General features: G+C 62.4%; 20 protein-coding genes. 19 read left to right on the forward strand and 1 reads right to left on the reverse strand.

Translation table 11 applies throughout. The annotated features are described in order from the left end of the window. Positions 1 to 95 precede the first annotated feature (95 nt). The 15 genes from ABIE21_RS17340 (at position 96) to wecB (ending at position 16546) form a co-directional block, all read left to right on the forward strand. A complete protein-coding gene (locus ABIE21_RS17340) occupies positions 96 to 2252 on the forward strand; it encodes a DEAD/DEAH box helicase (protein ID WP_354026104.1) in 2157 nt (718 codons plus the stop codon). A gap of 132 nt (positions 2253 to 2384) precedes the next feature. Beyond that, a complete protein-coding gene (locus ABIE21_RS17345) occupies positions 2385 to 2759 on the forward strand; it encodes a YybH family protein (protein WP_354026105.1) in 375 nt (124 codons plus the stop codon). Between the two features lie 26 nt (positions 2760 to 2785). Continuing rightward, entirely contained in the window at positions 2786 to 3115 is a 330-nt protein-coding gene (locus tag ABIE21_RS17350; RefSeq protein WP_354026205.1) for a nuclear transport factor 2 family protein, read from the forward strand. 96 nt (positions 3116 to 3211) lie between these two features. Beyond that, positions 3212 to 4144, forward strand: coding sequence for a cysteine synthase A (gene cysK / locus ABIE21_RS17355; protein WP_354026106.1), 933 nt, complete (start codon positions 3212 to 3214; stop codon positions 4142 to 4144). 36 nt (positions 4145 to 4180) lie between these two features. Beyond that, entirely contained in the window at positions 4181 to 4726 is a 546-nt protein-coding gene (gene epsC, locus ABIE21_RS17360) for a serine O-acetyltransferase EpsC (RefSeq protein WP_354026107.1), read from the forward strand. Positions 4727 to 4826: 100 nt separating this feature from the next. After that, complete coding sequence (locus ABIE21_RS17365) at positions 4827 to 5249, forward strand: GNAT family acetyltransferase (protein ID WP_354026108.1); 423 nt, start codon at positions 4827 to 4829, stop codon at positions 5247 to 5249. A 280-nt stretch (positions 5250 to 5529) separates the two neighbouring features. After that, positions 5530 to 7404 (forward strand): polysaccharide biosynthesis protein, encoded by a 1875-nt coding sequence (locus tag ABIE21_RS17370; protein ID WP_354026109.1) that lies wholly within the window; start codon positions 5530 to 5532, stop codon positions 7402 to 7404. Continuing rightward, positions 7401 to 8546: a DegT/DnrJ/EryC1/StrS family aminotransferase gene (locus ABIE21_RS17375; RefSeq protein WP_354026110.1), complete on the forward strand. Its 1146-nt coding sequence runs from the start codon at positions 7401 to 7403 to the stop codon at positions 8544 to 8546. Before ABIE21_RS17370 ends, ABIE21_RS17375 begins: the two co-directional genes overlap by 4 nt. A gap of 4 nt (positions 8547 to 8550) precedes the next feature. Beyond that, on the forward strand, positions 8551 to 9630 hold the full coding sequence (locus tag ABIE21_RS17380; RefSeq protein ID WP_354026111.1) for a lipid II:glycine glycyltransferase FemX: 1080 nt from the start codon (positions 8551 to 8553) through the stop codon (positions 9628 to 9630). A gap of 47 nt (positions 9631 to 9677) precedes the next feature. Next, the gene (locus tag ABIE21_RS17385; RefSeq protein ID WP_354026112.1) at positions 9678 to 11522 is read left to right on the forward strand and encodes a sugar transferase; all 1845 of its coding nucleotides are present in this window, start codon (positions 9678 to 9680) and stop codon (positions 11520 to 11522) included. Continuing rightward, entirely contained in the window at positions 11515 to 12306 is a 792-nt protein-coding gene (locus ABIE21_RS17390) for a GNAT family N-acetyltransferase (RefSeq protein WP_354026113.1), read from the forward strand. Before ABIE21_RS17385 ends, ABIE21_RS17390 begins: the two co-directional genes overlap by 8 nt. After that, positions 12303 to 13241, forward strand: coding sequence for a DegT/DnrJ/EryC1/StrS family aminotransferase (locus tag ABIE21_RS17395; protein ID WP_354026114.1), 939 nt, complete (start codon positions 12303 to 12305; stop codon positions 13239 to 13241). The genes ABIE21_RS17390 and ABIE21_RS17395 overlap by 4 nt, the downstream gene beginning before the upstream one ends. 11 nt (positions 13242 to 13252) lie before the next feature. Next, entirely contained in the window at positions 13253 to 14299 is a 1047-nt protein-coding gene (locus tag ABIE21_RS17400; protein ID WP_354026115.1) for a polysaccharide biosynthesis protein, read from the forward strand. A gap of 2 nt (positions 14300 to 14301) precedes the next feature. After that, positions 14302 to 15405, forward strand: a complete 1104-nt coding sequence (locus ABIE21_RS17405) for a polysaccharide biosynthesis C-terminal domain-containing protein (protein WP_354026116.1) — start codon at positions 14302 to 14304, stop codon at positions 15403 to 15405. Further along, on the forward strand, positions 15398 to 16546 hold the full coding sequence (gene wecB, locus ABIE21_RS17410) for a non-hydrolyzing UDP-N-acetylglucosamine 2-epimerase (protein ID WP_354026117.1): 1149 nt from the start codon (positions 15398 to 15400) through the stop codon (positions 16544 to 16546). The genes ABIE21_RS17405 and wecB overlap by 8 nt, the downstream gene beginning before the upstream one ends. 110 nt (positions 16547 to 16656) lie before the next feature. Here the strand turns inward: wecB and ABIE21_RS17415 are convergent, their stop codons facing one another. After that, positions 16657 to 17940, reverse strand: a complete 1284-nt coding sequence (locus ABIE21_RS17415) for an O-antigen ligase family protein (protein ID WP_354026118.1) — start codon at positions 17938 to 17940, stop codon at positions 16657 to 16659. 161 nt (positions 17941 to 18101) lie between these two features. On the opposite strand from ABIE21_RS17415, the gene ABIE21_RS17420 reads away from it, so the two are divergent. From ABIE21_RS17420 to ABIE21_RS17435, 4 genes are all read left to right on the forward strand, one after another. Next, positions 18102 to 19424, forward strand: a complete 1323-nt coding sequence (locus tag ABIE21_RS17420; protein WP_354026119.1) for a lipopolysaccharide biosynthesis protein — start codon at positions 18102 to 18104, stop codon at positions 19422 to 19424. 77 nt (positions 19425 to 19501) lie between these two features. After that, on the forward strand, positions 19502 to 20662 hold the full coding sequence (locus ABIE21_RS17425; RefSeq protein ID WP_354026120.1) for a glycosyltransferase family 4 protein: 1161 nt from the start codon (positions 19502 to 19504) through the stop codon (positions 20660 to 20662). Between the two features lie 126 nt (positions 20663 to 20788). Further along, the gene (locus tag ABIE21_RS17430) at positions 20789 to 22651 is read left to right on the forward strand and encodes a DUF4012 domain-containing protein (RefSeq protein ID WP_354026121.1); all 1863 of its coding nucleotides are present in this window, start codon (positions 20789 to 20791) and stop codon (positions 22649 to 22651) included. Further along, on the forward strand, positions 22651 to 23124 hold the full coding sequence (locus tag ABIE21_RS17435) for a VanZ family protein (RefSeq protein WP_354026122.1): 474 nt from the start codon (positions 22651 to 22653) through the stop codon (positions 23122 to 23124). The genes ABIE21_RS17430 and ABIE21_RS17435 overlap by 1 nt, the downstream gene beginning before the upstream one ends. Positions 23125 to 23229 lie beyond the last annotated feature (105 nt).

Raw genomic sequence — 23229 nt, forward strand, 5'->3', positions numbered from 1 at the left:
CCCGGGTTCAGAAGTGCAATTCACGCGTACTCCACAAACGCGATGAGCATCTGCACGTGTACTTTCACGTAACTGATACAACCCAGGAAAGAACTATGTCCCCGTACTCCAAGCCTGACTACAACAAGGCCGACCGCGACAACAAGAAGCCGTACACCCCTCGTGGTGGCGACGCTCGCAACTCCCGCCCCGACCAGGGCGCAGCCAAGAAGCGCTGGACCGGCGACGACCGTGCAGCACGCACCGGCGACCGCCCGTCCTCGAACGACCGCCGCCCCGACTGGAACCCGCGCGAGAAGCCCGCCTACGGCGACCGCCCGAACCGCAGCACCGGCGCGCCACGCTCCGAGCGTCCCGCATACGGCGACCGCAACGCGCGCCCCGCGAACGGCGACCGCAACGACCGCCCCACCTACAACGACCGCCCGGCCCGCCCGAGCTACGGCGACCGCCCCGCGCGTCCGTCGTACGGCGACCGCACCGACCGCCCGGCGTACAACTCCGAGCGTCCCGCCTACAACAAGGAGCGCACCGAGCGTCCCTCGTACGGCGACCGCCCGGCGACGAACGACCGCCAGCCGCGCACTCCCTACAACGAGCGCCCCGCCCGCACCGAGCGTCCCAGCTACAACAGCGACCGCCCGGCGCGCCCGAGCTACAACTCCGAGCGCCCCGCCCGTACCGAGCGTCCCTCGTACAACTCCGACCGCCCGAGCTACAACGACCGCCCGGCTCGCACCGAGCGTCCGTCGTACAACTCGGACCGCCCTGCCCGTACCGAGCGCCCCAGCTACAACAGCGACCGCCCGGCGTACAACAAGGACCGCACTGAGCGCCCCAGCTACGACCGCGCAGAGCGCCCGGCCCGTACCGAGCGTCCCAGCTACAACAGCGACCGCCCGGCCCGTCCGAGCTACGGCGACCGCGCCGAGCGTCCGTCGTACGGCGACCGCAACGAGCGTCCGGCCCGCGACAGCAGCTACTACCCGTCGAAGGACGCGAACAAGTCGCACTCCGGCGGCGGCATGCAGGAGGACGTCGTCCTCGAGCGTCTCGAAGCAGCGGTCATCACCGCCAAGGACGTCGAAGGCGTGACCTTCGGCGACCTCGGCCTCGGCGCCAACATCGTGCGCCAGCTCGAGTCGATGGGCGCCGCGGCTCCCTTCGCCATCCAGGCAGCGACCATCCCCGACGTTCTCGCCGGCAAGGACGTCCTCGGCCGTGGCAAGACCGGATCGGGCAAGACCATCGCCTTCGGCGCCCCGCTCGTCGAGCGCCTCATGGAGAACAACGGTGGCAAGGACCGTCAGGCCGGCCGCAAGCCGCGCGCCCTGATCCTCGCCCCCACCCGCGAGCTCGCCATGCAGATCGACCGCACCGTGCAGCCGATCGCCCGCAGCGTCGGCCTGTTCACCACCACGGTCGTCGGTGGCGTTCCGCAGTACAAGCAGGTCTCCGCCCTGCAGCGCGGCGTCGACATCATCATCGCGACCCCGGGCCGCGTCGAAGACCTCGTCGAGCAGGGTCGTCTCGACCTCTCCAACGTCATCGTCTCGGTTCTCGACGAGGCCGACCACATGTGCGACCTGGGCTTCCTCGAGCCGGTTCAGCGCATCCTCAAGGAGACCAAGGAGGGCGGCCAGAAGCTGCTCTTCTCGGCAACCCTCGACAAGGGTGTCGCCACACTCGTGAAGCAGTTCCTCAAGAACCCGTCGGTTCACGAGGTCGCCGGTGAAGACCAGGCCTCCTCCACGATCGACCACAAGGTCCTGCTCATCGAGCAGCGCGACAAGCGCGACATCATCCGCGAGCTCGCGGCCGGCGAGGGCAAGACCCTGGTCTTCACCCGCACCCGCGCTTTCGCCGAGGAGATGAGCGACTTCCTCGAAGACGCAGGCATCCCCGCGACGAGCCTCCACGGCGACCTGAACCAGAGCCGTCGTACCCGCAACCTGCAGATGCTCACGAGCGGTCGCGTCAACGTTCTCGTTGCGACCGACGTGGCGGCACGTGGCATCCACGTCGACGACATCAGCCTGGTCATCCAGGCCGACGCGCCGGAGGAGTACAAGACGTACCTGCACCGTTCGGGCCGTACGGGCCGCGCCGGCAAGGTCGGAACCGTCGTCACCCTCATCCCGCGTGCCCGCCGTCGCAAGATGGACGAGCTGCTCGGACGCGCCGACATCAAGGCCGAGATGATCAACGCAGCCCCCGGCGACAAGGTGCTCGACGACCTCGCAGCCCTGTAATGACAGCGGTCGCTGAGCCAGTCGAAGCGACAAAGGCGCTCACCCCCAGGGGTGGGCGCCTTTCGCCGTTAAGTGAGCGGATGCGCCGCAACCCACTGGCGCCGCAGGCCCGGCGCGGATAGAACTGAGCGCATGACGACTATCGACGAAGCATCCGCCTGGGCCGAGTCCTACAAGAATGCCTGGATCAGCAACGACGCCGATGATGTCGCGGCGCTGTTCACCGACGACGCGCTCTACGAGTTCCGGCCAGGCGACGACACCCCGTGGCGCGGACGGGAGGAGATCGTCGCCGGCTGGCTCGAGGAGCAGGACAGCCCCGAGGTCTGGAAATTCGACTACGAGGTGCGCGGTGTGCTCGACGACGGCACGGCGGTGATCCAGGGGGTGACCGAGTACCTCGACGACCGCCCCACCTTCGAGAACCTCTGGCTGGTTCGCCTCGTCGACGGCAAGGCCGCGGCGTTCACAGAGTGGTTCATGGTGCGCAAGGGAACGGAGAAGTGACCACGCGCGCCGACGTGGAGCGCTGGATGGACCTCTACCGCGCCGCCTGGACGAGCAACGCCCCCGACGACGTGACCGCCCTGTTCACCGAAGACGCCGTCTATCACGCGCGTCCCTTCGACCCCGAGCCGTGGCAGGGCCACCAGGGCATCGTCGTCGGCTGGCTCGAGCACAGCGACGAGCCGGGAACCTGGAGCTTCGACTGGAACCTCGTCGGTCTCGACGGCGACACCGCCTTCGTCCAAGGCGAGACGAACTACGAAGACGAGCCCGACTACGACAACCTCTGGGTCATCCGCTTCGCCGACGACGGCCGCGCCCGCGAGTTCACCGAGTGGTTCATGGCACGCGACTAGGCTCACGCCTGCCGCAGAGTGTCATAAAAGCAGAGGGATGCTCCGGCGAACTCTAAACTTGACCGTCGGCAACCTGTTCACAAGAGAAGAGCTTCCATGCCCATCCACAATGACATCACCGAGATCTTCGGCAACACCCCGCTCGTCCGGCTCAACAAGGTGGCCGAGGGCCTCGGGGCGACGGTGCTCGCGAAGCTCGAGTTCTACAACCCCAGCGCCAGCGTGAAGGACCGCCTGGGCGTCGCCATCGTCGACGCCGCGGAGAAGAGCGGCGAGCTGAAGCCCGGCGGCACGATCGTCGAGGGCACCAGCGGCAACACCGGGATCGCCCTCGCCATGGTCGGCGCGGCCCGTGGCTACAAGGTCATCCTGACGATGCCGGAGACAATGAGCAAGGAGCGCCGCGTACTGCTGCGTGCCTACGGCGCCGAACTGGTTCTGACCCCCGGCGGCGAGGGCATGAAGGGCGCCGTCAGCAAGGCGGCCGAGATCGTCGCGAACACCCCGGGAGCGATCCTCGCCAAGCAGTTCGAAAACGCCGCCAACCCGGCGATCCACCGCGCCACGACCGGCCCCGAGATCTGGGCAGACACCGAAGGCGCCGTCGACATCTTCGTCTCGGGCATCGGCACCGGCGGAACCATCACCGGTGCGGGCCAGTTTCTCAAGGAGCAGAAGCCCGGCCTCACCGTCGTCGCCGTCGAGCCGGCCGAGAGCCCCATCCTCAACGGCGGGGCGCCCGGCCCGCACAAGATCCAGGGGATCGGCGCCAACTTCGTGCCCGACGTTCTCGACCGCGAGGTCTACGACGAGGTCATCGACGTCAACATCACGCAGAGCGTGCAGATGGCCCGCCGGCTCGCCGCCGAGGAGGGCATCCTCGCCGGCATCTCGAGCGGAGCGACCGTCACCGCCGCCCTCGAGCTCGCCGCACGCCCCGAGAACGCCGGCAAGACCATCGTCGTGATCGTGGCCAGCTACGGTGAGCGCTACCTCTCCACCGTGCTGTACGAAGACCTGGTCGACTAGACGTCTCGGTCGCTGAGCTTGTCGAAGCGCCCCAGCTTGTCGAAGCGCTCCCGCCTGCGGGAGGACATCGCCACCGCCCGCCACCGCGACCCCGCCGCGCGCAGCGGCGCGGAGGTGTTCCTCACCTATTCTGGGCTCCACGCAGTGTGGGGCTACCGGCTCGCGCACCGGCTCTGGTCGTGGCGTCGGCGACTTTTGGCGCGCATCGTCTCGCAGTTCGTGCGCTTCCTTACCGGTGTGGAGATCCATCCCGGCGCGGTCATCGGCCGGCGCTTCTTCATCGACCACGGCATGGGTGTCGTGATCGGTGAGACCGCCGTCATCGGCGACGACGTGATGCTGTACCACGGCGTCACTCTCGGTGGCACGTCGTCGAACCCGGAGAAGCGGCATCCCACGCTCGGCGACGGAGTGGTGGTCGGCACGGGTGCTAGCGTGCTCGGGCCCGTCGTGATCGGCGCCGGATCGGTGATCGGCGCGCACGCGGTGGTGCTGACGGATGCGCCCGACGGTTCGCTGCTGACGGGCGTTCCCGCGAAAGTGCGGTCGCGCACGCCGCACACCCCCGACTTCTACATCTAGGCGGTCGCTGAGCCGGTCGAAGCGCCCTCCCACCGGTCGCTGAGCCTGTCGAAGCGCCCCTTCGACAAGCTCAGGGACCGCCGCCTGACACAATTGAGCGATGCGCCTCCGCCCGTTCACTTCAGCCGACGAGGCATCCGTCATTCAGCTCTGGAACGACTGCGGCTTGACCCGCCCGTGGAACGACCGGGCGAAAGACATCGCCCGCAAGCTCACGGTGCAGCCGGAGATGTTCCTGGTCGGCGAGATCGACGGCCGGATCGTGGCATCCGCGATGTTCGGCTTCGACGGAACTCGCGGCTGGGTGCACTACCTCGCCGTAGCCCCCGCGCACCAAGGCGAGTCGCTCGGGCGCGCGATCATGGCCGAGGGCGAGCGGATGCTCACCGCGATCGGCTGCCCGAAGGTCAACCTGCAGGTGCGCTCAGGCAACGAACGAGTGATCGGCTTCTACCGGGCGCTCGGCTACCTGCCCGATGACACTGTGTCGCTGGGGAAGCGGCTGATTACCGACGCCGTGTGACGTTCCGCGTATGGTGCGAAAGTCCTTCGCGAACGCGCAGAATGGTGTGTCAGGACTATACAGCGGGCGCTGTTCCGTAGCGCAACGCGCAATCGAACCTGAGATGGAATCAATGTGTGAGAATAGGAGCGTTTGTTTCTCGCACGTTTCGTAGCGAAATCAGACTTTCTGAAGTGAACTAAAAGGAACACATGTCGAAGATGCTCTTGAGCGGTCGTGCAGGAGAGACGTCCGAGATAGACCTCCACGGCGACGATTATTCGGCGAATGGGACGATCTGATGTCCGTTACAGATCTGGCGTTCAAGCAAATTCAGAAGATGCGAGCTCGCGGGCCGATGAGCCGGTTCGGAACCCAGTACGCCATCGACGCGATCACATGGGTTATTGCACTCGTTTTCGCTGAGTTTCTCCGCTACGACTTCGATTCGGCGCTGGTGGGCTGGCGATGGCTGGCCGTTGTCTGTGTCGCTACGGTGCTTGTCCAGCTGTTCACCGGCTGGCTCGTCTTTCTCTACCGCGGACGGCACCCTTACGGCAGCTTCGCCGAAGTGAGATCGCTGCTTTACGCGGTGCTCCTGACCGGGGCGATTGTCGGCATTCCTGTCGCACTGTTCGGCACAGTGATCCAGGTGCCGCGGAGCGTTTTCATCATCGCCATACCGATTGCCTTTGTGCTCATGGGCGGCGTTCGGTACACCAAGCGACTCATCGTCGAACGCACCATCAAGCACGACGTCGACGGCGAGATCGCACTGGTGCTGGGCGCCGGCTATCTAGGGTCGACCATAGTGCGGCGCATGCTGACCGATCGCAACTCTTTGTATGTGCCTGCCGGCCTCATCGATGACAGCCCGGCCCGGCGAAACAGCTGGTTCGACGGAGTTCGTGTTCTTGGCACGCGGAGAGATCTACTTGAGATAGCGCACAAGACCAATGCAACGACGCTCGTCGTGGCGATCGCGAAGGCTGATGCGGCGCTTTTGCGCGAGATCACCGACGAGGCCACCGCGGCAGGACTCCAAGTGAAAGTGCTTCCGCCGCTGGAGGAAATTCTAGAGGGCAAATCACGACTCAGAGACCTCAGAAACATCTCGATTGAAGACCTTATCGGTCGTCATCCTGTCGACACCGAAGTGGAGTCGATAGCGGGATACCTCAAGGGCAAGCGCGTTCTCGTGACAGGCGCCGGCGGGTCGATTGGATCTGAACTGTGTCGTCAGATTCACAAGTTCGCTCCATCAGAGCTGATCATGCTCGACCACGACGAAACTGGACTGCAGAGTACGCAGATCTCGATTTTCGGCCACGGGCTTCTCGACACGCCTGACGTTGTGCTCGCGAGCATCCGCGATGAAGCGTCAGTGCTTCGTATTTTCGAGGACCGCCGCCCGGAGGTTGTTTTTCACGCCGCTGCCCTCAAGCACCTCCCCATGCTCGAGCAGTTTCCCGACGAAGCCTGGAAGACCAACGTTCTGGGTACGCTCAGCGTGCTGAAGGCCGCTCAAGCCGTCGGCGTCACCACGTTCGTCAACATCTCGACGGACAAAGCTGCAAACCCCACAAGCATTTTGGGGCACTCCAAGCGAGTCGCGGAGAAACTCACGGCATGGGCTGCACAGAAGTCGGGCCAGCGATACCTATCCGTCCGATTCGGAAATGTCATCGGCAGTCGCGGTTCGATGTTGCCCACTTTCACATCGCTCATTGAGGCTGGTGGGCCCCTCACCATCACTCACCCCGACGTCACTCGATTCTTCATGACCATTCCGGAGGCCTGCCAGCTGGTTGTGCAAGCAGGCGGCATCGGCCGTCCGGCCGAAGTGCTCATTCTCGATATGGGCGAGCCCGTTCGGATTCTCGACGTGGCGCAGCGGATGATCGACATGTCGGGACAAGACATTGCCATTGTCTATACCGGCCTACGTCCGGGCGAGAAGCTGCACGAAGAACTCGTCGGAGTCAATGAGACCGACGAACGACCTGTCCACCCCAAAATCTCGCACACCGCGGTTTCGCCGATCGCTCCCGAAAACCTCGACAAGGCCCGCTGGGACGAACGCTGTCGCAAGTTCACCTCGACGCCGACCCCGGTCGACGCCACCGCCGCCACAGCAACAGTGGCGACTCCTCCAACAGGAAGCACCACTCGATGAACGACCGAATCTACATGTCGTCCCCAGACGTCGGCGACCTCGAAGAGCAGTACGTCGTCGCGGCGATGCGGTCGGGATGGATCGCACCTCTGGGCCCAGACGTTGATGCCTTCGAACGGGAGATGGCCGACCGTATTGGCGTAGCTCAAGCCGTTGCGTTGAGTTCGGGAACTGCCGCACTGCACCTCGGGCTACTCGGCTTGGGCGTCAAGCCGGGTGACACGGTCATCACGTCGAGCATGACGTTTGCTGCCACCGCGAACGCGATCGTGTACACCGGGGCTCGGCCGTTCTTCGTCGACTCCGAATTCGAATCGGGCAACATCAACCCCAACCTTCTGCGTCAAGCCATCGTGGAGGCCCGGGCAACTGGTGCCCGCGTCGCCGCGATCGTTCCGGTAGACCTGCTCGGCAAGGCGGTCAACTACACAGAGATTCTGGCCATCGCGGCCGAGGACGGTATCCCCGTTCTCTCCGACGCCGCAGAATCGCTCGGCGCCACACACCGCGGCAGAGCAGCGGGCTCTTTCGGAGCGGCATCAGTCTTCTCATTCAATGGAAACAAGATCATGACGACGTCGGGCGGTGGAATGCTCATGACCGACGACGTCGAGCTCGCAGCTCGCACCCGTTATCTCGCGACTCAGGCCAGGCAGCCGGCGCTTCACTACGAGCACACCGAGATCGGCTACAACTATCGGATGAGCAACCTGCTGGCAGCTCTCGGCCGCGCGCAGCTCACCCGCCTCGATTCGATGATCGCCAAGCGCCGCGCGATGCGCGAGCTCTACCACGAGCTGTTCGCCGGAGTCGAGGGAGTATCCATCTTCGGCGCGACTGACGACGACGAGGACAACTTTTGGCTTACGTCGATCGTCATCGACACCGGCGTTACCGGATGGACCTCCGACCAGCTCAGTGCAGCGCTGCTCGAGCAGAACATCGAGAGCCGTCCGCTCTGGAAGCCCATGCATCTCCAGCCCGTGTTCGCCGACGCTCCCGCAGTCGTCGACGGAACTTCGGAGCGCCTGTTCGCGACGGGACTCACCCTGCCCAGCGGCTCGGCGCTCGATGAAGCGGAAATCGACCGGGTTCGCGGTGCGTTGCACTCGTTTCTTGACCAACGCGCCGTCACGGGCTAACGGCATGGAGACCGAATTCGTCGTCTGGAATGCCAGCGACCCCCGTGACCGCGACGACTGGATCGCGGCATGGTCTGCGACCGAAAAACGCGAGGTGTACAACCACCCTGACTACGTGGCGCTGTTCGCGGCCGACGGTGCATCCGCGATGGGGGCGCACTTGACCTCGGCCGAGGGTTCGGTGCTCTACACGTTTGTTCGACGGCCGATCGACCTGCCGGGCGAAGGCGCAGAAGCTCCCGCGAGCGACCTCATCACACCCTACGGCTATGGCGGTCCGCAAGCGTGGATCACCGGGTCGGCGACGGCGCTCGCAAAGGAATTCTGGGATGGCTTCGATAACTGGGTCATAAGCCACAACATCGTGACTGAGTTCATCCGATTCGGACTTTTCGCCGACAGCTACCTTCCCTACCCGGGGGAGGTGGTCATCAGGTCGACCAACATCGTGATCTCGCTCGAGGGCACCGACGAGTCCATATGGATGGGCTTCGAGCAGAAAGTGCGTAAGAACGTCAAGAAGGCTTTGCGCAACGAGATTTCTGTGACGACCGACGAGAGTGGCGAGTATCTCGACGACTTCCTTCGGATTTACGAGCGCACGCTCGATCGACGCGACGCCAGCTCCGGATACTTTTTTCCCCGCTCCTTCTTTCAAGCCATCATCGACCGTCTACCCGGACAGTTTGCCTTCTTCCACGCGCGGCAAAACGGCGTGATCATCTCGACCGAGTTGGTGCTGGTCTCAGACGAATCGGTGTACTCCTTCTTAGGTGGCACCGATAGCGAGGCCTTCGAGTTCCGACCGAACGACTTGCTCAAGTTCGAGGTGGTCACTTGGGCGCGAACCAAGGGCAAGAAGCACTTCGTTCTCGGCGGAGGCCCAACCCCCGGCGACGGCATCGAGCGGTACAAGCGCTCCTTCGCCCCTAATGGTGCAGTAGATTTCAAGTCAGGGCAGCGCGTGCTGCAGCCCGTTGTGAACGAAAAATTGGTCGCGGCGAAACGCGCGGAATTCGCGGCGGCAGAGCGCGAGTGGCCTGAGGGCTCGCACTATTTTCCCGAATACCGCATCGTCCTTTGATGGCGTCTTCTCGGCCGGAAACTACTACGGAAGGTCTCGTGCGTCCCTTGCGCATCCTCTTGATCACTCAGTGGTTCGACCCCGAACCGACCTTTAAGGGACTCCTTTTCGCTAAGGAACTCATCCAGCAGGGTCACGAGGTGCAGGTGCTCACTGGTTTCCCCAACTATCCCGGCGGCAAGGTCTACGACGGCTACAAGATCCGGTCATTCCAGCGCGAGGTGGTCGAGGGCGTGAACGTCTTGCGGCTGCCGCTCTACCCAAGCCACGACGGATCGAGCGTCAAGCGCGTTCTCAACTACGCGAGCTTCGCAGCATCCGCCAGCGTCGGCGTGCTCGCGGGAAAACGCCCCGATGTCGCGTATGTCTATCACCCGCCGGCGACTGTCGGGTTGCCAGCTTTAGTTGCCAAGTGGTTGCGTGGCGTGCCCTTTGTCTACGACGTTCAAGACCTGTGGCCCGACACTCTCGGTGTGACGGGGATGCTCAATCGTCCGAAAATTCTGCGGGCGGTCGGAAAGGCGATGGCGGGCATCTACGGCTCCGCTGCGCGTGTCGCGGTGCTCTCGCCCGGATTCAAGAAATTGCTCGTCGAGCGCGGGGTTCCTGAGCGCCGCATCGACGTCATCCCGAACTGGGCCGACGAGAAGCAGATCGACGTCAGCGCGCCCACGGCGAGCAGGGCCAGCGAGCTGGGGTTCGACGACAGGTTCACTGTGACGTTCGCCGGCAACATGGGCACGGTGCAGGCGCTCGACACGGTTCTCGATGCCGCCGCGTTGTTACGCGACCGACAGGAGATCCGGATAGTGCTAGTCGGTGGCGGGCTGGATCTCGAGCGCCTGCGAGGACGATCGACCGCCATGAAACTCGACAACGTGACCTTCCTCGCGCGCCGCCCGATTGCAGAGATCGGCGAGATCCTGACACTTTCGGATGCGCTGCTTGTGCACCTGCGCCGCGATCCACTTTTCGCGATAACGATTCCGTCAAAAACCCAGGCCTACCTGATGGCCGGTCGACCAATCCTGATGGGCGTAGAAGGCGATGCTGCGGACATGGTGGAGAAGGCTGCTGCGGGAATCGCGTTCGAGCCAGAAAACGCAGAAGCCCTAGCCGCGGCCATCCGCCGGTTGCAGTCGCTCGCTCCTGAACAGCGTCGAGCGATGGGCGAATCAGGCAGCCGCTTCTATCGCGAAAAACTGGCGCTGAAGGTGGGTACAGCCCAATTCATCGAATCCCTCGAGCAGGCGAGTCTGCTCAGGCCGCGGTTTCTGGCGGTAAAGCGGGCGACCGACGTGGCGGCCTCCCTCGCGGGTCTTGTAGCTCTTTGCGTGCCAATGGGCGTCGTCGCCCTTGCCGTGCGGGCGAAGCTCGGAGGGCCGGTCATCTTCAAGCAGGCGCGACCGGGCAAAGACGGCAAACTCTTCTCCATGTACAAATTCCGCACGATGACGGACGAGCGGCATGCTTCGGGAGGGCTGCTGCCCGACGGGCTTCGGCTTACCCGGTTTGGCTCCATGCTTCGGCGGTCGAGCCTCGATGAGCTGCCCGGACTCGTCAACGTGTTGCGCGGGGATATGTCTCTGATCGGCCCTCGCCCGTTGCTCGTCCGTTACACCGAGCACTTCACCGAAGCGGAGATGTTGCGCCTCGCCGTCAAGCCCGGAATCACGGGATGGGCGCAGGTGAACGGTCGCAATACTGCATCCTGGGACGCGCGGTTGGCGATGGACGTCTGGTACGTGCGCAACCTGTCCTTTCGCTTGGATCTTCGCATCCTCGCGCTCACGGTTCTGCGAGTGGTGAAGAGCAGCGGCATCGAAGTGGACCCCGAGTCAAAGATGCTAAATTTCGACGACGAGCGACGAGCGGCTCGGAAAAATGGCTGATTTCGTTTTAGCACCGGTGCGCGTCGATGACACTGCTGCAATCGTCGAGCTCGTGCGAGACTCGTTCGACCCATCGCGAGCGCCCTTCCTCGCCTACGCACAGCCCGGCATGGCGGCGCATCTCGCGGTCGCAGTCAGATATCCGAGAGCCACTCCCGACCGAGTGCTTGCCTCCGCACGTGCTACCGACGACGACCGGCTGCTCGGGTTCGCCGACTTCAGAATTCTCGAAGACGGTGTCGGCTTCCTCTCCTACGTCGCGGTTACCGAGTCTGCCCGCGGCAGAGGCATTGCCACTGCCCTCATCGACGATTTCCTCGAGGCACGACCGCACATCAGCACGATGAAGCTCGACGTCTTCCGTGACAACCAGCGCGCCCGCAGACTGTATGCCCGCATGGGCTACCTGCCCGAGTCCACCAGCGCGTGGACCACCCGTCCGATCCCGCAGGGCCACGCCGATCTGCGCGTGGTCGGGTTGCCGAGCTCGCTCGCGACGTACGACGCCTACGGATTCTGCGAACTTGTTGTCGACGCTGGAGGCGGTCCGACAACCGTGGGGCTGCTCGGTCCGGCGATCCTAAATTCACGATCGCTCCCCAGCTTCCTCGACGACGACCTTTTGGCCGGGTTGGGCGAGATGTTCCCTGGCTTGAAGACGGCGTTCGTGTCTGTCCCCGAATCTGCCCTCCACGAAATCACCGTTCACTACCGCCTCGAGGGGCTGAGCGACCGTATGTCGCTGGCCATACCGGGGCGAACTCCGCGAGGATCCGCTTCATGACGACAATTACCAAGACCGCTGTCGACCCGCAGACACAACTGCAGCCCGCCTTTTTCTACGCGTCAGCGCGGGAAGGCATGGAGGACTTCTTGACCGCGGTCCTCGACGACCCCCAGGAGGGAGTGCTGCTGCCGGCCTATATCGGCTGGTCGGCGAACGAGGGCAGCGGAGTTTTCGACCCGGTTTTGAATGTCGGTGCCCGAGCCGGTTTCTATGCACTGCATGACGATCTGTCCGTCGACGTCGAGGCGCTCAGCGCAATGCTCAAAACGGAGTCTTTCCGAGTGCTCGTCGTGATCCACTACTTCGGACGCACCGATCCGCGAACTGCCGAGCTTCGCCAGCTCGCGGACCGCCACGGCATGCTGCTGGTCTCTGACCTCGCCCACGGCTTCTACTCGTCGCGTGGCACCGGCGGCGCCGGTTCGTTCGGCGACATGAATCTCTTCTCGCTCCATAAAATGTTTCCCGTCGGCGAGGGCGGGATGATCACTTACCCGCGGACCGACCTCGTGACCAGCCAGAAGTCGACTCGTCCTGCCCTGGCCAGCACGATCCTCTCGTATAACTGGGCGTCGATCGCGAGTGCCCGACGCCGCAACTTCGAGACCATCGTAGAGTTACTGCGCGCCCTCCCCGAGCACGGCACCGCGTTCACCCTGATATGGCCACGGCTCGACGCCGACGACGTTCCCCAGACGCTCCCGGTACGCATTGCGGGAGACAACCGCGATGCCATCTATCGTGTTATGAACGAGGCAGGCTTCGGAATGGTCAGCCTCTATCACACGCTTATCGAGCCAGTGCGAATCGGCTTTGAACTCGAGAACGATCTGTCCAAACACATCATCAACTTCCCTGTGCACCAGGATGTCGCGGTCGACGATTTAAGCGCTCTCGTCGCGTCATTCCAGATGTGCCTCAAAGCCAATTGAAGGAGAACACAATGCGCGACGAATATGCAGGCAAGCGGATCTTGGTCACAGGCGGGACCGGATCGTTCGGTCACACCGTCACCAAAAAGCTCCTCGAACGCGACGTTGCAGAAATCCGCGTGCTCAGCCGCGACGAGGCAAAGCAGGACCAAATGCGCCACGACATCGACGACCCTCGGGTGCGTTTTTACGTCGGTGACGTGCGCGACTACCTGAGCGTCGAGCGTGCCACGCGCGACGTCGACTACGTCTTTCACGCCGCCGCGCTAAAACAGGTGCCTTCCTGCGAGTTCTTTCCGATGGAAGCCGTGAAGACCAACGTCATTGGCAGCGAGAACGTCGTGCGTGCCGCCGAAGCGTCGGGTGTGTCCTCCCTCGTCTGCCTCAGCACGGACAAGGCCGTCTATCCCGTCAACGCCATGGGTATGAGCAAAGCGATGATGGAAAAAGTCGCGCAATCGCACGGCCTGAACAACCCGAACGCCGAGACCACGGTCTCGTGCGTGCGTTACGGCAATGTGATGTATTCGCGCGGGTCGGTCATCCCCCTCTTCATCCGTCAGCTCAAAGCCGGTAAAAACCTCACCGTAACCAACCCCGACATGACGCGATTCATGATGTCACTTGATAACTCGGTGAGCCTCGTGGAGTTCGCTTTTCAGAACGCATTGCAGGGCGACCTGTTCATACGCAAGGCGGAGTCATGCACGATCGGCGACCTCGCCCAAGCCGTCATTAACCTGTTCCAGCCCTCCGCCTCTGTCGAGGTCATCGGCACGCGCCACGCCGAGAAACTCTCCGAGGCGCTTGCGAGCCGAGAGGAGCTCTCTCGCGCCCAGGACATGGGCGAGTACTTCCGCATTTCTGCCGACAACCGTGACCTCAACTACAGCGTCTATGTGGAAGAGGGAGACGTCACTCAGACGCAGTACTCGGACTACGACTCGCACACCGTCGATCGAATGAGCGTCTCTGACATTGAGGGGCTGCTCCTGACCCTTCCGGAGATTCGTGCCGAGCTTGCTCTCGCCGGCCGTGCGGCGGAGCGGTCGCGCTGAGCATGACGCGTATCGCAATCACCGGATCCAACGGGTTTCTCGGCTGGCATTTGCGCTCGGCGCTGGTCGAGCAGGGCGCCGATGTCAGTCGGGTTGACATGGGCGCCGCGTTCAATCTCACGGCGGCCACGGCTGCCGTCGATGGCGCAGACCGAGTCATTCACGTCGCCGGTATCAACAGGGGCAGTGATGACGAAGTGGCTGACGGAAACGTTCTATTCGCGACGCAGCTCGCGGAGGCAATTCGCTCTGCGGCATCTGCCCCGCGCTCCATCGCGTTCGCCAACTCGACTCAGGCTACGAACGGGTCGATATACGGCGAATCCAAGTCTCGGGCGAGTCAGGTGCTTGCCGATGCCGCCGCTGCGGTCGGAGCGAAGTTCGACGACGTGCTATTGCCCAATCTCTTCGGCGAGCATGGCCGTCCCTTTTATAATGCGGTCACCTCGACGTTCAGTCATCTCATCGCGAACGGCGAAACCCCTTCTGTCGAGAACGACAAGACACTTACGCTGCTGCACGTGCAGAACGCGGCGGACTTGTTGAGCGGTGTGACGCCTATTGCGGATCAGGCGGGTCTCGAGATGGACATCGCTGTTTCGGAACTTCTTCAGAAGCTCGTCGCAATTTCGGCAGTCTATTCTCGGGGTGAGATTCCCGACGTCGCGAACAACTTCGACCGGGACCTCTTCAACACCTACCGCTCGTTCACCTTTCCGACACAAGCGCCGGTGAAGCTGACCCGGCACGCGGATTCACGCGGATCCTTCTTCGAGATAATCCGTACACACGGTGGAACCGGTCAGTCGTCTTTCTCGACTACGGAACCGGGAATTAGTCGCGGGGATCATTTCCATCGACGAAAAGTCGAGCGTTTCACCGTGCTTTCGGGGACCGCGACGATCGCGTTAAGAAGAATGTTCACCGACGATGTGATCGAGTTCGAAGTTACCGGCGATGCGCCGGCTGCCGTAGACATGCCTACGATGTGGTCGCACAACATCACGAACACCGGGCCAGAAACGCTGTACACCTCGTTCTGGACCAACGACATTTTCAACCCGGCGTTTCCGGACACGATCGCAGAGGCAGTACGACATGACTGAGAGACTGAAAGTCCTGACGGTCGTTGGGACCCGCCCCGAGATCATCCGTCTCGCCGCGACCATCAAGCGACTCGACAAGTACACCGACCACGTTCTCGTGCACACCGGCCAGAACTACGACTATCAACTAAACGAGGTGTTCTTCGACGACCTCGGGCTGCGCAAACCGGACCATTTCCTAGAAGCCGACACCAGCTCTCTCGGAGCCGTTCTCGGGTCGATCCTTCAAAAGGTCGAGCAGGTACTGCTGACCGAGAAGCCGGACGCGATGGTCGTCCTAGGGGATACGAACAGCTGCATCTCTGCCGTGATGGCTAAGCGCATGAAGATCCCCGTCTACCACATGGAAGCGGGCAACCGTTCGTTCGATGAGAACGTACCGGAAGAGACCAACCGGCGCCTGGTGGATCATGTGTCGGACTACAACTTGGTGTACACGGAGCATGCGCGTCGCAATCTCTTGGGTGAGGGAATTCATCCGGCCCGAATACTGCTCACCGGCTCTCCGATGCGTGAAGTTCTCGCGGGCAACGCGGGAGGAATCGACGGAAGCGAGATTCTTGAAGCACAGAGCCTGACTGAGCGGGGATACTTCTTGGTCAGCCTCCATCGCGAGGAGAATGTCGACAACCCCGAACGTTTGGCGGCGGTGCTCGACGCCCTCGGCAGGCTGGCCGAGGCATATGATTTGCCGGTCCTGGTTTCGACGCATCCGAGAACACGCAAGCGGCTTGAGGGCCAGTCCGAAGAGCTGAAAAGCAAGCTCGTTTTCCACGCGCCATTCGGATTCAACGACTACATAAAGCTTCAGCAGTCTGCTCGTCTGGTTCTCTCCGACAGTGGCACCATAAGCGAGGAATCGCTAGTTCTCGGTTTCCCCGCTGTGTCGTTGCGCGACGCCATCGAGCGTCCTGAGGCCATCGACGTGGGCGGGACAATCACGTGTGGTGTCGAGGCGGACAGCGTTCTGGACGCCGTGCGAATCACTCTTCAGCAGTTCGACGAGGACGGTCTTAGCGCCGTGCCTGCAGAATACGAGATCGCCGATACTTCGCGGCGGGTGGTGAACTTCATCCGATCGACCGCTAAAACTCACCACACTCGTACCGGAGTTCGAGTGCCGGTAACAACAGCTCGATAGGACGAGAGGTCTAGGGCGTTTTCAGATTCAGCCACGCGTGCCAGAGGTTAGCCTCCGGGACGTGTGGCTTTTCTTTGTCGCATCACGTCGATCTAGGGCCCGCGCGGCTGCTAGACGGCGACCTCGGGAGCAACTCGCCGAAGGGTAAGCGGGCGGATTGGAGGTTCCGCGGAAAATTGGCCCAGCTTGGCATAGGCGAGTAGCACAATCCAAGAGAACAGAGCGGTGGGTGCGCCCCACCCGAAGAGGGACGATTCGGTCAACTCCATGACGACTACTGTGACTGCCGCTCCGGCCAGAGGGTTTGCACGCCCGACGTAGAAGATCGATCCGAGAAGGAATAGGAATCCGATTAGGCCCAGCGCCCCGGTTTCGAGCAGGACCGAGAGGAATATGTTGTGTGCTTCCAAACCCGAAGTTCCATCGATCGTCTGTGTCGTCCTAAACCCGATTCCGGCGACCGGATGTTCGAGCCAATGGTTGAGGACGGTCGCGTACAGGCCCACGCGACCTGACGTGAGGTCGCCTTCGCTGACCCGATTGAGCACGCCCGGAACAAGGATGAACAAGCCAGCAGCGCCCACTACCAGCCCTATCGAGACCGAGAGCAGCGTTCGCCAATAGCGCTGGGTCGTCAAGAAAAGGAGAACTCCGACTCCGACGGCAACCATGGACCCGCGAGATCCGCTGAGGAGGAGCGAGAGCAGCAGGACTGCCCCCGCAACCCCAATCACAATCCGCGCACGCAGGTCGGCCCTCACGAATAGCGGCACACCGATCGCTAAACCGATGGCGGACAGCATTCCGGCAAAGTTGGCGTTGTTTGTCGTGCCAGTGAAGCGGTAGAAGTCGCCAATCGCCCAATGAGCGCCGAATGCGGCCCCGGCTACGCCAATCAGTTGGTTGACGCTAATCAACGCAAAGACTGAAAGAAGATCGCGCTCGATCCGTAGCCGGCCGTTCCACCTCCTGGCGAACGTGAGCAGCACGAATCCCAGCATCAGGATGAGAATGAGAAACTGAGCCGCTGATGTCGGTAGGTGAATCGAGCCGACGAGACTGATCGAGACGCTGACCACGAAACCCGCGGCGGCCCACACGATCAGTTTCTGACGCCGTGTGGTCGACCGCCAACCCAGCGGAAAGAGAAGCATCGCCGACGTGACCAATATGGGGCCGAACTGAAGAACGTTCCAGAGTGTGTCGTGCGCTAGAAAGCCCAGTGGGCTGGACTTCAGAATGGTGATGGCGAAATAGAGAACAAGGCTTGGCAGCCAGACCGCGCTTGAGAATCGCTCCGTAGCGGATTCCGCGACTTCTGGGTCGAGGCCATGTGCCTTCAAGAAACTTGCCCCCAGTACAGAGAAAAATGAGCAAATATGCTCGTGCTTCACCAGCCAACATCGTAGCACCGCTCATTCCGAGTTCGATGAGGGCGGAGAGCCCCGAGTATCCGCCGACTCTGGCGGCTGGTTCGGGCCGTGAACGCGGATACCAGACTCAAGCCGTGCGCCGGGCGCATTTCTCGGTCGCAGAGCTTAGGTAGGGTTTAGCCGTGTTCAACAACGCCGCGCGTGCAGGTCTGGCTCGACTCAAGTCGAGCTCACTCGACGTGATAGTAGTCAGAGTCGCGGCCGTTGCGGTCTCCTTCTTGATGGCGCTCGTTCTCTCTCGCTCACTCGGAGTGGCCGACACCGGACTGTTCTTCTTGGCCTATTCAGTGCTCAACGTTGCGGCCGCATTCGGCCGGTTCGGGACCGACAATCTCGTGCTCAGAATTTCGGCGAATGGACCAACGGGGCTCCTGCGAGACATTTGGTCTATGGTGCTGATCGTCTTGGTCGCGAGCAGTGTTGCCTTCGTAGTCGTTGGGTTCGTTCTCACGGCGGTGCTCGGCGGAAGCGTCAACCTCAAGGAGTTCTCTGGTTTGGGTTGGATCGTCGCTTCGGCGGTCTTCCCCTTGAGTCTCTCTGTGCTCAGCGGGTCGGCGCTGCGAGGAAACGGGAAAATTGCTGCAGGGACGTTTGCCGAGCTCGGCACAGTTCCCGCCGTTATCACCCTCGCCCAAGCGGGACTGTGGGCAGCGGGGTTGGCGAACTTGTCGTCGGCGCTCTGGCTCTTGACCGCGGCCTCGTGGGCGGCCGCGGCGTGGTCGCTTCCGTTGATGATCTCGACGATTCGCAAGCGGGGCGGTTCGGCTGGACTGCCAACTGCGCCGCGAACCTCGTTCTGGCGCGTCAACTTCGTCCGCTTGGGCTCGATGATGGGCAGTGCGCTCCTGATCTACGCGATCACGTGGGCTCCGATTCTTGTTCTCGGCGTGGTCAGCTCCGAGAGCGAGGTTGCGTTCTTCACGGTCGCGCAGCGCGTCGCCGTGATGATCACCTTCGTCACGACCGTTCAGGTGTCGTTTATGACACCGCAGATTGCCGTCTTGTTCACCCGCGGTGACATTGCGGGCCTGAACAGATACCTGAGAAGAGCGGTTCTGATTTCGAGCGCCTTAGTGGCCGTGCCAGCGCTTTTTCTTATCGTCTTCCCCGCGTGGACAATTCAGGTTCTGTTCGGCGCGCCGTTCGCGCCCGCGTCTGGCGTTCTCGTGCTTCTTGTGATTGCATCCATGCTCACAGTCCTGGGCGGGCAGATCGGGTCGCTCATGATACTTTGCGACCTCGAGCGACCCTTATTGGTGCTGAACGTGGTCGCTGGTCTCCTTTGGATTTCCGTGGGTGGCTGGCTTTCCAGCACATCAGGTGCAGTCGGAGCCGGCATCGCGACGTTGGTCGTGACAGCGCTCACCGTCTTGACTGGCGCCATAATCCTCCAACGGCGCCAGTCGATTACTAGCTATCTAACGGTGAAGGGCTCGACTCCGTGAATCATCAGGAATCCGCACGAATGAACGTTCTAGTTGTCACTGCTGATTATTCAGGACCAAGGAACTCGCCTTGGCTGATGGACGACCTTGTAGACGAGTTTGCACGCGCGGGCCATCACGTGTCGGTTCTTGCGATCGATACGAAGAATCCTTGGGCTAAGGGGTTTCAGGGCGAGATTTCGCCCGGAGTGAACCTCTTCAGCGCGGGTCCGCAGCGCAAGCGGTCAGGAGCTGTCGGGAGGTTGGTTAACCATGCGACGACGCTGTGGCGCCTTCATACCGCTGGTTTCAGTTGGGCTTCGAAGCAGGAATTCGACCTCGTCGTCTACACGTCGGTTGGGATGTTCACCTGGTACTTCCCCCGTCGACTGCGCGCGAGCGGGGGGACGAAACGATCGGCCATGGTGCTCTGGGACTTTTTTCCTATTCAGCACATCGAGATCGGGCGAATTGCGCGATGGGTGCCGGCGGGGCTCTTAAAGTACTTGGAACGCAATGCGCTGATTGGCGCCGACGCCATTGTCGTCATGACCCCCAGGAACGTCGACTTTTTGCGAAGGTACCACCCAGGGATCAACGCGCGAATATCCATAGCCGCTCCTTGGTCGAACCTCGATCAAGCGGGGTTCGACCAGCTCGAGGTCCAGCGCTACCGACGGACCAGCGCGGAGTTCAACCTGCTCTGGGCGGGACAGATGATCGAGGGCCGAGGACTCGAGGTCCTTTTCGCCGCACTGGTCCAGCTAGAGAGGGAGCATCCCGATCTCGTAACGACGGTCGTGGGCGACGGTCCGAAGCGAGAAGCATTCGAACGATCCGCGGCGGAGTTGGGGCTCAAGTCGGTGCGCTTTTTAGGCAGACTGCCTCGTAGCGACTACCGCGCGTTGCTCACTGATGCCGATGCCGGCATCGCGATCACGATCCCGAACGTCACCATCCCCACATTCTCAGCCAAAATTTCCGAATTCTGTGCCTACGGTGTTCCCGTTGTCGTGAGCATCGAGGACTCATCCGATGCCGGCCAAATTGTGGAAGACGCTGGGGCAGGTTTTTCCAGTTCCGCCGGTGACGTCGGCGCCCTTCAGGACTCCATCTCCCGCTTGGTGAATGCGAAGCGCGATGGGACCCTCCAGGACATATCTCGTTCCGCGCGGGCCCTGTACACCGAGAAGCTCTCCGTAGAGCACGCAACGAAGGTCATCATCGAAACTGCCTTCGACGGCCGACAGGCTGTCTGAGGCCTCGCCCCCGGACCTGCGGTTGGTGCCAAACGCTGCTGACTACGCCCGACCGGAAAGAAAGGGGCGCGGGGACGTCGGCTTCGTCTCAGGGATTGAGCAGGACTCGTGTGGTTGAATGGCCGAATGTCTGACCACACTCCGTCCCGACGTCGCAAAACATTTCGGGGACCCCGGAAGCGGTTCTACACCCGCTGGTGGTTCTGGCTCATCGTAGGCGTCATTCTGGTTCTCGCGGCGCTGGCCGCCTACGCGGCCTGGGTCGGCACCCGCGCGCTGGAAGCCAAAGACGAGTTGGAGTCCGCTCAAAGTGAGATCACCGAGCTCAAAGCGCAAGCTCTGGCCTTCGACATGGACGGAGCGATGAAGACCTACGATTCGGTTGCTGGTCACACCGCGAAGGCGGCCGAACTCGCAAACGACCCTTTTTGGAAGGCAATCGAGTGGGTTCCCGTAGCGGGTCCGAACTTGCGCGCCGTGCGGGAGCTCGCTGAGGTGACGGACTCGGTGATCACCGAGGTCGTCGATCCCCTGATGAGTGTCGCTGGACAGCTCGACCCCGCGTCGCTGACTCCGAAAGACGGCGCCCTCGATCTCGCACCACTGATCGCGGCCGTTCCGGCAATCGCCGAGGCGAACGAAGGGCTCGCGAGCGTATCTGCCGCGGCGGCAGCCATCGAGACAGAAGGCACGGTCGACCAGATTGCTGCGGCTCAGACGCAGATCACAGGTCTTCTTGCACAGCTCGAAGAGCCCCTAGCCTTGCTCAACCAAGTGGTCCCGCTCCTTGCCCCGGCTCTCGGTTCTGAGGCGCCCCGCACCTACGTGATTATGTTCCAGAACCCGGCGGAGGCTCGAGCCCTCGGCGGCACCGCCCTGTCGTTCGCGGTCATGAAGATGGATCAGGGACGTATCGAGCTTCAGGAGACCATCCCCGCTGGGCTCCAGAACTTCACAGCATGGGGCGAGTCCGTCGTCGCCCCGCCCGACGGCGTCGAAGAACTCTACGGTTCGGACTACGGGATTTTCATTGCCAACGTCACGGTGCGCCCCAGTTTTCCTGACACCGCTCGGATCACGCAAGAGATGTGGTTGCGCGAGTTCGGATATAACGTCGACGGCATCGTGTCGATCGATCCTGTGGCGCTGAGCTATGTGCTCCGAGCCACAGATCCCATCACCCTGTCGACTGGCGACGTTCTTGGCCCGGACACCCTTGTGCCGCTTCTGCTTAACACTGTGTACCAGCGGTACAACTCAGGGAAGGTTCTCAAAGACAACGCCGCGCAGGACCTGGTCTATGGGGAGGCGGTCGCAGCGACGTTCTCGCGGCTCACGTCGGGTCCGCTGGATCCGCAGGCTCTCATCGCCGCGATCATGCAGGGCACCAGCGAACGCCGCATCCTCATCTACAGCGCGCGCGAAAACGAGACGGCGCAGCTGGCCGCGGCCGGGTTGACCGGAGAGCTGCCGGTCAGCGACGCCACGACCGACCGAATCGGTGTCTATTTCCAAGACAACGTCGGGGCGAAGATGAACTTCTATCTTCAGCAGAAAGTCCACCTGCAGCAGGCGACGTGCCGACCAGACGGGCGACCGAACTACCGCGTCACCGTGGAACTGACCAACGCGATCGATCCCGCAGCCGTCTCCACTCTCTCGCCATCGATCCTCGGCCAGTACAAGGTTCAGAAGGTGAAAAAGGGCGACCAGCGAATGGTCGTGATGATCTACGCCCCGCCCGGTTCCGAGGTCATCGGCGCCGGACTGAATGGCAAGCCGCAGGGGGTCGAAGTCAAGCACGACGGCGCGTATCCGGTGCGCTACATGAAGGTCACGATCCCCGCTGGCGGAACGTCCACGGTCTCCTACGATGTCGTGGCGGCCGCACCGGGCGCGAAGGCCCTGGAAGCCGCGATTACCCCGATGGTGAACCCCACCGTTGTCGATTCGCTGCCCCTTGACTGCGCCACCGTGCCCGTCGGCTAATGAGAGCTTCCCGTTTTCGTCGCAGACTCGTTTCGGCGGCGCTTGCGATCTACGTCGTCTTCGTACTCCTCATCACGCTCACACCGCAGATGCCGGGCACGGGCCTGGTCGGCCGCATCGTCGACCGATTCCTGTACGAGCTCGAACTGCGCGGCATAACGAGCATCCAGTTTCTCGATATCGAGTTCTTCGGCAACATCCTGATGTTCGTTCCCCTCGGCGTCTTTTCGGCATTGCTTATTCCTCGCAAAGCCTGGTGGACCCTGCTGCTTCTGGGCACGGCCTTCTCCGGCCTGATCGAACTCTCGCAGGCGGCCTTCCTTCCCAGCCGCTACCCCGAAGTGCGCGATCTCGTGTCGAACACCACCGGGTTCCTCATCGGGGCCGCCGCGTCGGTGACGCTGCGGCTGATCGTGTCACACCGCGACTCTCTGGTCGAGCTCGACCGGCGCGCGGCCGAGCAGCGGCGCTAGAACTCCGCGCCGTGAGCGGCGCGCGTCGAAGTCGCAGGCTCGTGGCATCCGCGATTTCCTAACAAAACAAGACCCAAATCGGGTCCGGTCTGCTGTGCTTGGATG

This window comes from Conyzicola nivalis, assembly GCF_040548875.1.
GTDB lineage: Bacteria > Actinomycetota > Actinomycetes > Actinomycetales > Microbacteriaceae > Conyzicola > Conyzicola nivalis_A.